This is a genomic window from Mycoplasma imitans ATCC 51306 (assembly GCF_000518305.1).
In the GTDB taxonomy this organism is placed as follows: Bacteria; Bacillota_I; Bacilli_A; order Mycoplasmatales; family Mycoplasmoidaceae; genus Mycoplasmoides; species Mycoplasmoides imitans.
In genome coordinates this window covers 69,453-84,780 of the sequence record NZ_KI912417.1, presented here as the reverse complement: position 1 = coordinate 84,780, position 15,328 = coordinate 69,453, and the positions used below count along the sequence as shown (strand labels likewise).

Annotated in this window: 17 protein-coding genes and 6 tRNA genes; 22 read left to right on the top strand and 1 reads right to left on the bottom strand. The window is 31.2% G+C overall.

What is annotated here, in order from left to right:
- The first annotated feature begins 12 nt into the window (after nt 1-12).
- From P690_RS0103610 to P690_RS0103520, 19 genes are all read left to right on the top strand, one after another.
- Nucleotides 13-501: a YhcH/YjgK/YiaL family protein gene (locus P690_RS0103610; protein WP_027122378.1), complete on the top strand. Its 489-nt coding sequence runs from the start codon at nt 13-15 to the stop codon at nt 499-501.
- Complete coding sequence (locus P690_RS0103605; protein WP_027122377.1) at nt 492-2,513, top strand: hypothetical protein; 2,022 nt, start codon at nt 492-494, stop codon at nt 2,511-2,513. The genes P690_RS0103610 and P690_RS0103605 overlap by 10 nt, the downstream gene beginning before the upstream one ends.
- Nucleotides 2,506-3,210, top strand: a complete 705-nt coding sequence (locus P690_RS0103600; protein ID WP_027122376.1) for a YebC/PmpR family DNA-binding transcriptional regulator — start codon at nt 2,506-2,508, stop codon at nt 3,208-3,210. Before P690_RS0103605 ends, P690_RS0103600 begins: the two co-directional genes overlap by 8 nt.
- A 34-nt stretch (nt 3,211-3,244) precedes the next feature.
- Nucleotides 3,245-3,319 (top strand) — tRNA-Asn (locus tag P690_RS0103595).
- Nucleotides 3,320-3,324: 5 nt separating this feature from the next.
- Nucleotides 3,325-3,401, top strand: a tRNA-Glu gene (locus P690_RS0103590).
- Nucleotides 3,402-3,507: 106 nt separating this feature from the next.
- Nucleotides 3,508-3,583: transfer RNA gene (locus tag P690_RS0103585), tRNA-Val, on the top strand.
- A gap of 1 nt (nt 3,584) precedes the next feature.
- A tRNA-Thr gene (locus P690_RS0103580) sits at nt 3,585-3,660 on the top strand.
- A gap of 4 nt (nt 3,661-3,664) precedes the next feature.
- Nucleotides 3,665-3,740 (top strand) — tRNA-Lys (locus P690_RS0103575).
- Nucleotides 3,741-3,744: 4 nt separating this feature from the next.
- Nucleotides 3,745-3,830, top strand: a tRNA-Leu gene (locus P690_RS0103570).
- 533 nt (nt 3,831-4,363) lie between these two features.
- Nucleotides 4,364-4,630 (top strand): MPN207a family PTS transporter accessory protein, encoded by a 267-nt coding sequence (locus P690_RS0103565; protein ID WP_027122375.1) that lies wholly within the window; start codon nt 4,364-4,366, stop codon nt 4,628-4,630.
- Nucleotides 4,631-4,690: 60 nt separating this feature from the next.
- Entirely contained in the window at nt 4,691-7,363 is a 2,673-nt protein-coding gene (locus P690_RS0103560) for a PTS transporter subunit IIABC (RefSeq protein ID WP_027122374.1), read from the top strand.
- Nucleotides 7,364-7,451: 88 nt separating this feature from the next.
- Nucleotides 7,452-8,939: an NADP-dependent glyceraldehyde-3-phosphate dehydrogenase gene (locus tag P690_RS0103555; RefSeq protein ID WP_027122373.1), complete on the top strand. Its 1,488-nt coding sequence runs from the start codon at nt 7,452-7,454 to the stop codon at nt 8,937-8,939.
- A 75-nt stretch (nt 8,940-9,014) separates the two neighbouring features.
- Complete coding sequence (gene rpmE, locus P690_RS0103550; RefSeq protein ID WP_027122372.1) at nt 9,015-9,323, top strand: 50S ribosomal protein L31; 309 nt, start codon at nt 9,015-9,017, stop codon at nt 9,321-9,323.
- 79 nt (nt 9,324-9,402) lie between these two features.
- The gene (prfA, locus tag P690_RS0103545; RefSeq protein WP_027122371.1) at nt 9,403-10,485 is read left to right on the top strand and encodes a peptide chain release factor 1; all 1,083 of its coding nucleotides are present in this window, start codon (nt 9,403-9,405) and stop codon (nt 10,483-10,485) included.
- Between the two features lie 6 nt (nt 10,486-10,491).
- Nucleotides 10,492-11,346, top strand: a complete 855-nt coding sequence (locus P690_RS0103540; protein WP_027122370.1) for a peptide chain release factor N(5)-glutamine methyltransferase — start codon at nt 10,492-10,494, stop codon at nt 11,344-11,346.
- Nucleotides 11,334-11,885 carry a Sua5/YciO/YrdC/YwlC family protein gene (locus P690_RS0103535; protein WP_027122369.1) on the top strand — a complete coding sequence of 184 codons (552 nt, stop codon included), beginning with the start codon at nt 11,334-11,336 and terminating at the stop codon, nt 11,883-11,885. The genes P690_RS0103540 and P690_RS0103535 overlap by 13 nt, the downstream gene beginning before the upstream one ends.
- Before the next feature lie 87 nt (nt 11,886-11,972).
- Nucleotides 11,973-12,443: an RpiB/LacA/LacB family sugar-phosphate isomerase gene (locus P690_RS0103530; RefSeq protein ID WP_027122368.1), complete on the top strand. Its 471-nt coding sequence runs from the start codon at nt 11,973-11,975 to the stop codon at nt 12,441-12,443.
- Nucleotides 12,424-12,897: a hypothetical protein gene (locus P690_RS0103525; protein ID WP_036459695.1), complete on the top strand. Its 474-nt coding sequence runs from the start codon at nt 12,424-12,426 to the stop codon at nt 12,895-12,897. The genes P690_RS0103530 and P690_RS0103525 overlap by 20 nt, the downstream gene beginning before the upstream one ends.
- Before the next feature lie 64 nt (nt 12,898-12,961).
- On the top strand, nt 12,962-13,486 hold the full coding sequence (locus P690_RS0103520; protein ID WP_027122366.1) for a Holliday junction resolvase RecU: 525 nt from the start codon (nt 12,962-12,964) through the stop codon (nt 13,484-13,486).
- Here the strand turns inward: P690_RS0103520 and P690_RS0103515 are convergent.
- Nucleotides 13,458-13,829, bottom strand: coding sequence for an HU family DNA-binding protein (locus P690_RS0103515; protein WP_027122365.1), 372 nt, complete (start codon nt 13,827-13,829; stop codon nt 13,458-13,460). The two genes, P690_RS0103520 and P690_RS0103515, sit on opposite strands and share 29 nt — an antisense overlap.
- 141 nt (nt 13,830-13,970) lie before the next feature.
- Between P690_RS0103515 and P690_RS0103510 the strand changes: the two genes are divergently transcribed.
- The 3 genes from P690_RS0103510 (at nt 13,971) to rplJ (ending at nt 15,309) form a co-directional block, all read left to right on the top strand.
- Complete coding sequence (locus P690_RS0103510; protein ID WP_027122364.1) at nt 13,971-14,420, top strand: DUF1951 domain-containing protein; 450 nt, start codon at nt 13,971-13,973, stop codon at nt 14,418-14,420.
- Between the two features lie 3 nt (nt 14,421-14,423).
- The gene (locus P690_RS04295; protein WP_084318549.1) at nt 14,424-14,633 is read left to right on the top strand and encodes a hypothetical protein; all 210 of its coding nucleotides are present in this window, start codon (nt 14,424-14,426) and stop codon (nt 14,631-14,633) included.
- A gap of 166 nt (nt 14,634-14,799) precedes the next feature.
- Complete coding sequence (gene rplJ, locus P690_RS0103500; protein WP_027122363.1) at nt 14,800-15,309, top strand: 50S ribosomal protein L10; 510 nt, start codon at nt 14,800-14,802, stop codon at nt 15,307-15,309.
- Nucleotides 15,310-15,328 lie beyond the last annotated feature (19 nt).

Below are 15,328 nucleotides of genomic sequence, written 5' to 3'. Positions count from 1 at the left end.
GGTAATTTAGCTATGATTTATGACAAATTAGAAAATTTTAGTAAATATTTAACAGTTAATAAGTATTTTCCTAAAATTAAACAATTTCTAGAAGAACACAACTATGATCTGTCTCACCTAAAAGTAGGAATCCATCAAATTGATGGAATGGATCTATACCTAAATGTGCTAGATTCAGTTGTTTATTTAAATACCGAAGCTAGATATGAATTACATCATAAATATGGTGATGTTCATGTAGTGTTCAATCCTGGTGAAATTTATTTTAGTCAACATGCTGAAGATGCTAAAGACATGAAAATTGATATCCCTTACAATGAACAAAAGGATGTAACTTTTTATGTTTCAGATACCACTAAGGATGGTGTTTCTAAAAACAGGTTAATACCATCTAAAAACACTTTTGTTGTGTTTTTACCTGGTGATTTACACGCTCCAAGAGTGTCTGAAAAACCTTCTAAAAATATCATCAAATACATATTTAAATTTAGATGCTCATAAGAAAAATTTATCGGTTAATTTCGTTATTTTTTGTTGCTGTTTTAGGTTTGTTTAACCTAAATATTGGCTTTGTTAAAGAAGACAAATTAATCGATTACAAACAAAGTCTGCAAACTCAAGAAACAACAGATGATGCAGGTATTTTCTATGACGATCTAAAACAAACTGCGCAAGCAAGAACAATCAAGATTTTTTTAACTGGTAATAATTACCAATCAGTATTAACGTCATTAATGCTGACGCAGTATTTCTTAAATGATAGCGTTGTTGACGATGAAAATTCTCCAGTAGTGTTTTTATACCAACAACAACTAGTTAACGACCAAGATTTTAGCATTAATGCTGCTAGCAACATTATCACTTGGTTTAACAACAATTACTCCAATAATAAAGGATTAATTGATACTAATAGTAGTACGATTTTTGATGATACTACTAATCTAAGTTATACTGCATCAAACGTTTTAACCTTTCTTGATCTAATTAGAGTTTATTTTCATAATAAATACATAAAAAACCCTCAATTAGCAAACAAACCTTTGTTGTTTGATATCTTTATTTCGCCTGATTTGTTATCCGCAATTTGGGATAACAAATCATTAATGCTATATAACTTTTTAGCTTATGTTAATAAGTTTCATGTAATCGCTAATTCTAACTATTTGAAGTCTGTGTTTTTTCAAAACTATGCTCACCTTGTCGAAAATAGTTTAATTAATGATAGTCCACAACAAGTATTAGCCAACTATGAAGATAATTTCAATAAGATCTTTGTTAATGCAAGAACAAAGTTAGATAGTAACAAAAACCTAAATAACGGTTTTAACGACGACACTAGAGATCAAAACAGTTTTGATACATTTAAAAACACATCATTATATGAGTTGGTATATAACCAAGAAAAATTTGCATTTTATGACGGAATTTCTTACCAATTTAATAATAATCAGATTAGTGATAAATTAAAATTAAGTGTTCATTTTTATCAAAAAATCTACGAATTATTTTTTAATGCAAAAGCATTAATGTTAGATAAATCTAAGATTGATTTATTGATCAGGCAATACTTGAATATTTTCATGATTACTGATCAATATAATATTGCTGATTATATCTATAAGAATAGTGCTGATTTTGACATCAACAAAAAGACTTTTATTTTTTTAGAACCAATTGCACCAACCAGGCTAAATTTAAATGAAATTAATTCGGGTAATCCGATTAATAATTTAAAGTTTGATGAGTATAAAGCGATCTTAGAAACGTTTAGAAAAATTTATCCTGTTGATCAATATAATTTCATTTATCTAACAAATATTAACTTTGATGGTTTTAAAGCGCGGTTTGATGCATTTCAACAGTTGCTTGGCATAAATGATCTAAAGATAATTTATACCAGACCGATTTCGGGATATTTTTTCTTCTATGAGTTGTGAAACCAGTACCAAAAAAACATTACCACCACACTTAATGAACCAATTACATTAGGTGGGGTTGATTATAATGATGATAATGTTTTAGACACTTATAACTTCTTAACTAAAAATACTGTAGCAACAACAACCAACATCAACAAAATGACCAGAAATGTTAATAATTACCCTGTTCCTTTAACATTTTTAATTAATGATTTCGAACTTGGTCGGATTAATCAACCAGCACAGTATTTCTTGTTAAACCAAGCGTATGTCACTATTGCGCAAGGGTTGATTAATGATAGCAACAATGCAGGAATGAACCTTCTAGGTTCAAAACGTTTTTTTGACAACAACGACTATACAGCTTACGACCCAGTTGCATCATATGATAAAATTATTGCCCAAGAAAAAAAGGACACGCCAACTCAAGCAACAATTCCAATAATCTTAATCGTGTTTTTTGTCGTTTTATTAGGTTTGGTTGTTTGTATGATGATTTTTATTATCTATAATTACAGGAAGTTACAAAAAGCCAAAAGAAGCTGAGAAGCTTATATAAGTAAGTTTAAAAAAGAAGAGAAAAACCATGCCTAGAAAACATTTAATTGCAAACCAAATTAATAAAAAACAACAATCAAATGCGAAGTTGTGACAAAAGTTAGCCAAAGAGATTAAAGCTGCTGTTAAAGTTGGTGGAACTGATCCAGAAACTAATTACAGACTAAAAGCTGCGATCGATAAAGCTTTAACTTACAACTTATCAAAAGATTCAATTAATCGTAATATTCACGGAACTAGTAATAAAGATGATGACCAATTAATTGAAGCAGAGTATGAAATTTATGGTCCTGGTGGTTTGGGGATTATTGTAAGAACCTTATCAGATAATCCCAACCGCGTGATCTCTTCATTAAATGGATATATATCAAAACTAAAGGGATCATTAGCTAAACCTAATAGCGTCAAGATTAATTTTCAACAACAAGGGATTATTTTAACTGATCTAAACAATTATCACGACGAAGCCTTATTAGAATTGCTAATTGATTATGAACTGATTGATATCAACTCTGATGAAGAAGGTTATGAGATTATTACAGTTCCCAACGCTTATTACGAAGTTAAGAAAAAACTAGAAGCTGCAGGGTTTAAAATCCATCATTCTGAATTGAAATTAGTGCCACTTTCATACGTTGAACTAAATCAAGAACAAAATGAAATGTTTGAAAGATTTAGCGCATCATGTGAAAATGATGATGATATTCAATGAATCGTAGCTAATAATCAATAATTTTGTGGTATAATCTTAAAGGCATTAGCTACAAGGCCACATAGCTCAGCGGTAGAGCAACCGGCTGTTAACCGGTTGGTCACAGGTTCAAATCCTGTTGTGGCCGCCATTATTGGCGCGTTGGTGAAGTGACTTAACACACACGCCTTTCACGCGTGCATTCACGGGTTTGAATCCCGTACGCGTCACCATTAATTAAATTCATAATATTATTTGGGTTTAAAAATCCCGCATTCTTTGAGTTAGAGCACATAATTCAAAGATTATCTATTTTGTTAGGAAAACTCCTAACATTCTGGAGTGTTAGCTCAGGTGGGAGAGCATATGCCTTACAAGCATAGGGTCGGGGGTTCGATCCCCTCACACTCCACCACGCCGACTTAGCTCAATCGGCAGAGCAACTGACTTGTAATCAGTAGGTTGTAGGTTCAATTCCTATAGTCGGCACCATAAAGCTTCTTTAGCTCAGACGGTAGAGCAAGTGACTCTTAATCACTGGGTCGTGGGTTCGATCCCCTCAAGCAGCACCATGTTGCACTCGTGGCGGAACTGGCAGACGCGCTAGACTTAGGATCTAGTATCATTACGATGTGGGGGTTCAAGTCCCTTCGAGTGCACCATTAAAATTAATTTTAATAGTTTTCCAACATAGCAATTTTTTTTGAAATTGCTTAAAAAAAATTATATATAGCTAACTTAGAATATATATAATAATTCATTTGTTCACTTTTAAATTTAGAGTAATTTAACTTAAATTATCTGTAGCTAATTTAAGTTAATTGATACGAGCCGATTAGGCTCATTTTTTATTTTTATTAGACTTTTTTAATTTTATTAAAATGGGCTTTTTAAATAATCAAAACCTAAAGAATTAGCTTTTTTGTGTTAATTCTTTTGGTTTTTTACTTTACTTATCTAAAAATTAAGGATTATTGCTATTTCCTTTATAAAGTAGTCTTATTCAAAGGTTTTTTTAGCAATTATTAAATTGAGCTATTCTTATATCACATAATTGAACATAAAAAAAGCATTTACAATATTTTTGTATAAAAAATGAACCTTTTAATTTCTTGCTAATCGCCGATAAATTTAGTTTAGCTATCAGCTTTAATATATAATAATTACGATACCGATAAAAATTATAAAAATGATTATGAACACAACTAGAACAGTATTTATCATTTTAAGCAGTCTAGCGTTAGTCATTGGGTTAGTTTTTTGAGGTTCATCATTCTACATGTTTTTAAGAAGATATCGTATAAGAAGAACGACTTACGATGGTGCTTTTGGTAAAACAATTAGTGATAAAGACATGAAATTAACATGATGGCAAAAAAATGGCGGATATCTATTTTTTATAGCCGGACTGATGGTTTTAATGTTTGCCGTTGCAGGTTTTGCTAACTTACACAATTTCTAATAAAAATATATAGAATGGTGTTTATCACATTTAAAAACTGAAAGAAATAAATAATTTAAAATGGCTTCAACTACAAATCAAGTTCACAGCCAGAGACACTCTTCAACAGGTTGAAAGAGATTTTCTGGTCGTTTTAAAGAAGTTGTTGGTAAGTTGTCTGCAGGAATTATGATTCCGATCGCATTATTACCTATTGCAGGGTTATTGCTAGGGATCTTTGCTGCAGTTCAAAACAACGTTAGCCAAGCTACAAACCCAGGTGTTTATGCTATGGCTGCCTTCTTTAAAAATGGTGCCGACGCTGTTTTCGGTAACCTGCCTACTCTATTTGCAATCGCAATAGCAGTAGCTTTCACTAACCAATCAGGGGTAGCAGCATTCTCTGCTTTTGTTGGTTGGCTGATCTTTAATGCTACACAAACCGCATTAATTTTCCCAAATGCTGGTACAACAGATTCTTTCAAAATCTTGTACTTTAACAACGTGCCTGCTAGTGCGCTAGCTATGAACGTTGGACTTAGATCTCTAAGTACTTCTGTATTTGGTGGGGTTGTTGTTGGTGCTATTACAGCTGTGCTGTATAACAAGTTCCACACAATTCAATTACCAAAAGTTATTGGGTTCTTCAACGGTAACCGTTTTGTTCCAATTATTACATTATTAACAATGTTACCGGTTGCTTTGATTGCATTAATGATCTGACCGGCTATTGGTATTGGATTAAATGCTTTAGGTCAAAGCCTTGGTGTTTTATCAAGAAATGGTAACTTTAACTCATTCATTTTCGGATACGTAGAAAGAGCGTTGGTTCCGTTCGGTCTTCACCACGCTTTCTATGCTCCACTATGATTTACAAGTGCTGGTGGTAGCATTGCAAACGTAATTGCTACTGAAGGACAAAATGCTATCGCTCCGTTAATCGTTACAAATGAAAACGGAATGAAAATTGTTCGTGCAGTTGTTGGTGTTGCTGCAAACAAAGCAGAAATGAAACCAAGTAATTTCACTGCTATGGATTGAATGAACTGAGGTCAAGTTGTTAATGCATTAAACCCTAACACTGATATTAATACAGACACTCTTAGTGGTGACCAAAGACTTTGATTCTCAATTAACTCACTATTTGTAAACAAATCTGTATACTTAAGTGGTTCTCAAGCAACAACTCCTTACACATTCACATTTAAATCATTTGCTGACTCAACTCTTAACCACCCTTCATTAATCGCTTCTATTACTAGAAACGGAAATGTAATGACTGGTCAAGAAATATTAGGAATGATTAAAGCTAGTCAAACAGGTTCATTTGCTTTACAATCAACTGATACTCTAAACTATGCATTCCCTGGTGTAAACCCTGGTCAATATGTACAAGGTAAATATGCGTTCATGATCTTTGGTTTACCTGCTGCTGGTGCTGCAATGATTATGGCTGCTCCTAAGGATCAAAGAAAATATGCTGCTTCAATCATTATCTCAGCTGCATTCACTGCATTCTTAACAGGTATTACAGAACCAATTGAATTTACATTCTTATTCTTGGCTCCTTACCTATTCTGAGGATTCCACGCTATCTTCTGTGCGATCTCATTCTGATTAACAAGCTTATTAGGTGGTAACATCGGTCAAACATTCTCTGGTGGTATTATCGACTTAACAATTTATGGATTCGTTCCTGATGCTTTAGGTGCTAAAACAAACAGCTGACTTCCATTAGTTATCGGTCTATTCTACATCCCGCTGTACTACTTCACATTCTACTTCCTGATTACTAAACGTAACATCGAAACTCCTGGACGTGGTGCTGGTGCAAGATTGTACACTAAGGCTGATTACCAAGCAAAAGTTGCTAACAAAGCTGCTGGAAACACAACTGGTTTCAAACCAATTGAAATTACTTCATACAAACTAATTAAAGCGTTTGGTGGACGTGATAACATTACTGCAGTTAATGCATGTGCTACAAAATTAAGAGTATCTGTTAAATCTAAAGATAAAGCTGATTTCGGTCAAATTGGCGCATTAGGTTCACTAGGTACATACGCTGTTAGTGATACATTAGTTCACGCTGTTTATGGTGGTGATGCTGATATTATTAAATCTAACATGCAAAAGATGATAGCTAAAGACTACGATTCTACAGCTATCGAAAAAGCAATTGGCGATGTTTCTTCAACTAAAGAAATTGATCCATCAATGCCAAAAGCAAGCCCAGAAGTTGATCACAAACTTTCTGATATTATCGAAGTACACAGCCCTGTTAAAGGTACAGTAACTGATCTATCTAAGATTTCAGATGCTTCATTTGCTGGAAGAATCATGGGTGATGGTGTAAGTGTTGAACCAGATGATGGTATGTTTTACTCACCAGTTGATGGTAAATTAGAATTAGCTTACAACACAGGTCACGCTTACTTCTTCGATGTTCATGGTGCTAAGATTTTAATCCACATCGGAATTGATACAGTATCATTAAACTCAAACAACTCAGATTCTGACAACTTAGTAGGTTTCAAAATGTTTGCTAAATCTGGTGACAACGTTTCATTCAAAAAATCACCAGTTGTTCAAGCTAACTTAGATATTATTAAGAAAAAAGAATTATCAACAAATTCTCCAATTCTTGCTTTAAAAGACACATTAGTTAACTACGACCTTAACGTTGTTGTGAAACCTGGGGACAAGGTAAATGTTGGTGATCTATTGTTCAAACTAGTTAAAAAGAACAAATAGTTTTCAACAAACCAGAAAATAAAGTGCATTCCTTGCACTTTATTTTTTTTATTTATATATTTAAGATAGAGTAAAATTTTTATTAAATATGAGCAATAGCAGCTGCATGAAAAAAAAGGTGTGTAACGCATCTTCTTATAATTTTAAGGACAAATATCAGCATCTAAAAGGGCTAATTAATAACCAAGAAGTTGGTTCTAGTCGACTTGTCGAAATCAAATCTCCGATTGATAATGAAGTAAGTGGATCGTTTTATGGGATGACTGCTGATGAGATTGATGACGCTTATGAAAAGGCTAATATTGCTTTCAGATCTTGGTCTAAACGCACTTACGAGTATCGTAAAGCTAAGATTCTTAATTTTGTTCAATTATTAGAAGAAAACAAAGAAGAATTCACCAAATTACTAACTGATAATATTGCTAAAGCATATAATGAGTCGTTAGCAGAAGTTGAACGTTCAATTCAATATATTCACGATACAATTAGTGTTTATGAAGATATGATTAAACAACCACTAGTTATTGATGAAACTGTTCATCACGTTAAGAACAAGGTTGGTAAATTCGTGCGTGAACCACTAGGCGTAGTTTTGAATATCTCACCATGAAACTACCCCCTAAACACACCTTTATCTAAGATGATTCCGACACTAATTGCAGGTAATACGGTTGTATATAAGGTAGCTACTCAAGCAGCAATTATAGGAATTAGATTAACTCACTTGTTCAAGCAAGCCGGTTTTGATGATGGTGTTGTTCAGTGTGTGGTTGGTTTAGGTCGCGAAATCGGTGATAAATTAAATACAAATAAACATATTAAAAGTATTTCTTTTACTGGAAGTACACCAGTGGGTTTAACTTTATTAAAGCAAGCATCTGTGGGTAATATCTCATTAGAATTAGGTGGAAAAGATGCTGCACTAATTCTTAGCGATTATAATAAGCAAATAACGATTAAAGAAATCATTAAAGGTGCTTATGGATATTCTGGTCAAAGATGCACCGCGATTAAAAGAGTATTTATTAAAGAACAAGACGCAGATGAATTTGTGGAATTACTAAAGACTGAAGTATCAAAATTACATTTAGGAAACCCGTTTGATAACCCTTCATTAGTTCCTGTAATTGATCAATATGCAGCCGATTATATTAAAGAACTATATGATGACGCACTAAGTAAAAATGCAAAAGTTGTTGTTGGTGGCGACTTTGAAAAAAACTGGATTGAAGCAATCTTATTAGACCATGTTACGACTGATATGCGTGTTGCTTGAGAAGAACCGTTTGGTCCAATTTTACCGGTAATTCGTGTTAAAAATGAAGAAGAGATGATTAAATTGCATAACCAATCTCAGTACGGTCTACAGGCAAGCATTTTCACAAGTAATCAAGCTAAATTCGAAGAAATTGCTAACCAATTAGAAGCTGGAACAATCAACTGAAATCGTTCATCTTCAAGAGGGCCTGATTTCTTCCCATTTTTAGGAATTAAAGATTCGGGTATAGGAGTACAAGGGATTAAAGATACGATCCTATCTGTAACTCGTTACAAAGGTTTTGTTTATAATCGCTAATTTTAATATATAATATTAGGGACTATTTTCAAAAAGCTATATCATATATAATTAATGTTCAAAAGAAAAATAATAATGAAAAAAGATATTCATCCAACATTAAATAAGGTTAATTTCTTATGTGCTTCTTGCAATAATAAGTTTATCTTATTATCAGTAATTAAAGCTAAAGAAGTTCACATGGACGTTTGCAGTAAATGTCACAGCTTTTACATTGGTGAAACTACTCAACAAGTAGTAAAAGGACGTGCTGAAAAATTATCTAGCAAGTTCAAGCAAGGTAAAGCTCATATTAGCAAAAAAGGTGATGAAGCTTCTGCTAAACCTTCAGCTAAAATCAATAAAAAATCAAACGACAAAGCTAAATCTCTAAAAGATTTATAAGACCTTAATTATCTAAATAACAAACAATACCAAATGTAATATTTGGATTGTTTGTTTTTATTTTATTAACAACCCAACTATGGAATATAACAAACAGATGTATGAAACGTTAGTATCAATAAGAACTAACGCAGAGAAGTTAAATAAAGAGTTAGAAACTCTATCTAACGACTTTAAACGAATTCATGCTATTAATAAAGAATTAAAGCAAAAAAAACAATTATTAGAAACTTTTGAGGTTTACGATAAATTGGTAGTTAGTGGTCTAGAAGCCGAAAAGATCATTAATGATAATTCAATGAAGGAATTTCATGAGCTAGCAATAATTGATTTAGATGCAGCAAAAGAACAGATTCCTGATCTTGAAGAAAAACTTAAGATCTTATTATTACCTGCTGATCCTAACGATGATAAAGAAGTTATTGTGGAAATGCGTCCTGCTGCTGGTGGAGATGAATCTTCGATCTTTGTAGGTAATATGTTTGATCTTTATAAGGAATATTGTTCAAAACATAACTGGAAGATTAACGTGATTGAAATGTTGCCTACATCAGTAGGATACAGTTTTATTGCTTTTGAAATTAATGGTGAAGATGTTTATTCAAAAATGAAGTTTGAATCAGGCGTTCACCGTGTTCAAAGAGTTCCGGCAACAGAAGCTAAGGGACGTGTTCACACATCAACAATCACAGTTGCGGTATTACCTCAACAAGATGATGTGGAAATTGAAATCAACCCATCTGATTTAAGAATTGATACTTATCGCGCTTCAGGAGCGGGTGGTCAGCATGTTAATAGAACTGAAAGTGCTGTTAGAATCACGCACATTCCATCAGGTATAGTGGCTGCTTGTCAAGAAGGTAAATCACAAATAGCCAACCGTGAAACAGCAATGAAAATGCTTCGTTCTAAGCTATGAGAGGCTGCTGAAAAAGAAAAGAATGACGTCTTATCTGAGTTAAGAAAAAACCAAGTAGGATCAGGTGATCGAGCTGAAAAGATCAGAACATATAATTACCCTCAAAACCGTGTAACTGATCACAGAATTAATATGTCATTAAATAGTTTAGACCGTTTCATGATGGGCGATATTGATGAAATGATCTACGCACTACGTTCTAAAGAACAAGAAGAAAAAATGAAATCAATCATGAATGAATAGCTTTTTATGACATTCCATGAATTAATTAATTATTTATCTAGTAATTTTTCGAAATATCAAGAGCAATACTCTTGATCATTTTTTTTGCTCATCAAACACTATTCACAAAAAATTGTAAATAAAACCGATTTAATTAGCTTAAGAGACGAAGAAATAGATTTTAATTTTAACGATTTTATTAAGGATTGTGATCGAATTCATAAAGACCAATATCCAGTTGAATATATTACAAACCAAGTTCAAATTAATGATTTAAGTCTTTTTCTTGATGAGACAGTTTTAATTCCTAGATACGACACAAATGCAGTAATTGATAAATTCTTAAATGTTGTTAACTCTAGAAATGATATTACTAATATTTTGGATATATGTACTGGATCAGGATTGATTGGATTAACAATTAAAAAAAGATTTCCAAAATATGAAGTTTTTGGATCAGATATTTCAAAATCAGCGGTAAAAATAGCTAATTTTAATGCCGTAAAAAATTTGTTAAATGTTCGATTTTATGTTGCTGATTATCTTGAAATATTTGAACAATTACCTGAAGAAATTGATGCAATTATTATTAATCCTCCATACCTAGATGAAGAACTAAAGACGAACTATATTAAGCAAATAAGTTATGAACCATTTAACGCTTTATTTGCTAAAAATGGCGGAACTTATTTTTATGAAGAAATATTTAAATACTTAATAAACAATAAAACAAAAGTTAAAGTTTTGTGCATGGAATTCTCTGAACTAATATTTGCTAAAACTGTTGAATTGCTAAAAAAATATAGTCTGTATGATAAAACAACGTTTTTTAATGACGAAAACAAAAAATTAAGAGGTTTTATTATTGAATGAAAGTCTTAGATTTTAATAAAGATTTTAACGAAATAGTTAAAAGTATTAACAGTAATAAATTGATTGTCTTACCAACAGATACTGTTTTTGGCGTTATCTGTAAATCAAAAGATAAGATATACAATTTGAAAAAACGTGATTTAAGTAAAAAATTAATATATTTTTGTTCAGACGTTAAACAAACTAATATAAATAATGATTTGTTTATTGAATTAGCAAAACGCTTTTGACCAGGTAAATTAACGATTGTTTTTAACAAAGAAAGTTACCGTATTCCTAATAGTTTGGAAATTTTAAAAATATTAAAAATATGCGGCAAAATTTACTCTTCTAGTGCCAATATTAGCAACTTGGAACCATATAAAAAATGAGAGCAATATTTTAATGATCCTTATTTTAATCAAATAGAAGATTTGGTCCTAATAAAAGGAGAAGTAAAATCAGAACAGGGATCAACTATTTATGACATAGATAACAATAAGATTTTAAGAGAAGGTGAAATAGTTATTTCTCTCAAAGAGTTTTTAAAAAATTATTTTAGTGAATAAGGTTGATTATTCTAAAAATAAACTCAAGTTAAGAAATTCTTTAAATTATCATAAAAAAGATATAGGAATATAATTAAATAAGTAATTATGGACAAGAGAAAAATCATATTAACAGCTGATCACACAGGTGTTTTCTTAAAGCAAGAGCTTGTCAGCATGCTAAAAACAGAATACCGTGATAAATTCGAAGTTATCGATTTGGGTTCTAATGATGAAAAAGCCCCAGATGATTATCCTGATTTCGCTTTCGCACTTGAAGAATACTTTAAGGATGAAAATACAAAAAATCTTGGTGTAGCTATCTGTGGAACTGGAGTTGGAATATGTATAGCTGCTAACAAGATTAAAAACGTTCGTGCTGGATTAGTCACTGAAGTTAAATATGCCGAATTAGCTATCCAACATGATAAATGTAACGTTTTAGTCCTAGGTGCTAGAACAACATCAATTGATGTTAATAAAGAAATTCTAAGAAAGTTCTTATCCGCTGAATTCGAAGGTGGTAGACACCAAAGAAGAGTAGATAAAATTAGTAACTATGAAAAAAAACAAAATTAAAGATCCATTAAAAGCTAATTACTTTAAATGAGATCTAGTACCAGATGAATTCAAACCATCAAGAAAAAAATCTTATATCTTTTTAGGTATAGCTTTAGGCGCATTATTATTGTCTCTAATCCTTGTTGGTTTATCGGCTTCACCTTATATTGAAATTATAAATAGAGGTGTAACTCAGAACCAGTTTGTTGATGCAGTTAATAATGGTTTTTATACAAGAGTTTATACTCCTGATAATTCAAGTATAGTTCAACCTGGGACAGTAGGTTTAGATATTACTCCAATAGCTAAAGCAAACACAAGTTTACAAACTATAGGTGATATAAGAATAGCTATTGGATTAGTTTCGGTATTCTTATTTGTTTTATTCATAGTACTTGTAGTTGTATCTTACATGTACTTCTTGGGTTCTATTAAAGATGTAGATAAACCAACTAAACCACTTACTTATTAATTAAATTTAATGACTAACTTTTAGATAAAAAAAACATATATTGAATAAAAGGACAATTCAATATATGCATCAAAACAGAGGAATGTTTCTCGAAACATTAATCAACAATACGATAAAGCATAATGAATTAGCCCGAAAAGGGCTAATTTTTAAACGTCATTTGCCAATCAATGTTTATAATTTTGCCAATCGAAGAGTAACAGGTTGATTAAAAGAAAAAACTCAAACAGATTATTATGGTTTGTATAAAGGTTATTTTTTTGACTTTGATGCTAAGCAAAGCTCAAAGATTAATTATTCTCTTAAAAACATTAAACAACATCAACTAGAACATTTAAGAAGGATTCATGATCAAGGAGGAATTGCTTTTATCTTGTTGTTAATTGTTCCAAAAGAAGAATTCTTTATGATTCCAATTAAAAAAATTGATTCTTGGCTAAAACACCAAGAATCAAAAACTTTGACCTATGAATGAATCAAAAAGAGCTCTTTCAAATTAGAACTTTTTTATCCAGGAGTTATTGGAATCTTTGAAGCCCTCCAAGAATGAATTGACTTAATTAATCTTCGTCCTTTTGGCGGTTCTTAAAGAAACCTGTAGCTTTTCTTTTAGGTTGAAGCATTTCATCATCTTCGCTTACATATTTTCATTTAATAGTAGCAGTAGCTTCTTTAAGTGGTTTAGCTGCTCTAAACTTCACTTTTGGTTTTGGCGGAATTCTTGTTTGAGCTCCAGTAACTGGGTTAACAGAAATTCTTTCACGACCAATAGTCACTCTAAAAGTTCCAAGTTCAGGCAATCTAACTTGACCTTCAGATTTAATTTCTTTTTTTACTAAATCACTATAAACTTGGAAACAAGCTTTTACAAGTTTCGGACTTGCCCCAGTACATTCAGCGATAATTTTGCAAATTTCAGATTTAGTTAGCATTTTTATCTCGATTTTATATTTAGTATATTTTAATATTTTCTTAATTAAACATTAAAAATATTAAAAAAAAAATATTACTAAGATTAATTAAAATCTGATAATATTAAAAAGATTTTTTAAAAATCACAAGATTTATACAATATGTCTCATAAGTTGTCTGAAGAACAAAAAAAAGAAGCAGAATACCAAGAAAATGTTGCTAAAGCAATAACTGCATTTAATACACTATTCACTAAAGAAACTGGCAAATTTGATTTTATTAAATCTGTTTATGAAAATGATGGTGTTGCTAACATGGAATACCCTCGTCAAAAATTAAACGAATTAATGGAGTTCATTATCCATGAACCATCAAAACATTATGCTAGGAATTTCTTTATAAATACTTGCTTAACTAAGGTTACAGCATACGAAGAGATCGTAGACGTTTTAAGTTTATTTAGAAAAGATAAAAACATCTTAGATAAATTTTGTTTATATTACTTATTATTTAAGCAATCTTTTGATTTTGATGATTCTGAAAGATTCAAAATTACCAAAATTTTATCAAACATTGCAAAAGAACTTATTGAGGTTTTAGATTTAAATTAATTTATGGCTAGAAAAGATAAAGGCGTTAACATAATCATCCTAATCGTATTACTAATCTTAGGGATTATTCCAGGGGTACTATACGCTTTATTCAAGGTCTTTGTTCCACCATTTAGTTGAGTAATATTCATCATATTACTATTATTCTTCATATTCCCTGCAATCATTTACTTACTGACTTGTTCAGATGTGGTTCAGTTCAAAAAGGCTTAAGAAGATAACTATTTGCACTTATACTTTAAAAATAAAGTAAAGAGTGGTATACTATAAAAGCAATAACCAAAGACCATAACTGGTAAATCAAAAGATTCCCTTAATTCGTTATGTAGGTTAGATAACTATATCTAATAACAATCTTTGTTATTGTTTTCAATTTATATTGGATTTTAAATACACAATGAAAGCAATTATTCAAAAAAAGATTGAACATGTAAATCAAATTGCTGGATTGTTAAAAGAAGCAAAATCTTTTGTAGTATTTGAATATTCAACAATGACAGCAAAAGAGATCACTGCACTTAGAAGAAAAGTTAAAACAAGTGCTAACGAAATGTTTGTTTTAAAAAACAACATTTTAAGAAGATCTATTAAACAAGCTGGCGTTGATGGATTTGACGCAGATATTAAAAACCAAATCGCATTAGTAATTGGTTTAGAAGATGCTTTTTTACCAATTAAAGCAGTTCATGAATATGTTACAGCTAATGAAAAAGTTAAATTTGTTTGCGGATATTTAGAAAACAAAAAACTATCTGCAGCAGAATTAAGCGAAATTGCTGTACTTCCATCAAGAGATGAACTATACAGCATGTTCTTATCAGTGCTTCAAGCTCCAGTTCGCAAATTTATGTATGCACTTAAAGCTGTAGCTGACACAAAACAACAATAATTAAATTTATTAAATTCAT